Below are 331 nucleotides of genomic sequence, written 5' to 3'. Positions count from 1 at the left end.
CTAGCAGCCTGTCGGACTTAACGAACAGAATCGCCTTCTGATCCCCTTTAGGGTCGAAAAATGGCGCTATTTTGGCAAAAAACGCTGTTTTTCTGGGTATTTTCCTTATGCTGGGCGCAGCACGGCCATGCGTTTGAGATTCCACGCCAGGCACACCAGGGTCCATTCGCCCTGGACGTTCTGCAGCCCACGGGTGAGGAACTGACGAAACCCCATCACGGATTTGATGATCCCGAAGACCGGTTCGACGGTCTGCTTGCGCAGCGCATACGCCGCCCGTCCAGCACGGGTCTTGAGTCGATGCGCCATGCGTTCGACCGGGGTCGCCTCG

1 protein-coding gene is annotated in these 331 nt (G+C 57.7%); it reads right to left on the bottom strand.

Annotated elements, in window-relative coordinates; translation table 11 throughout:
* Positions 1-105 precede the first annotated feature (105 nt).
* The coding region (locus tag VBE63_RS31265) for a transposase (protein WP_323686816.1) at positions 106-331 on the bottom strand (226 nt) is incomplete at its 5' end.

The sequence above is a fragment of the Lamprobacter sp. genome (genome assembly GCF_034860625.1).
Lineage (GTDB): Bacteria > Pseudomonadota > Gammaproteobacteria > Chromatiales > Chromatiaceae > Lamprobacter.
This window is presented reverse-complemented; position numbering and strand designations above follow the sequence as displayed.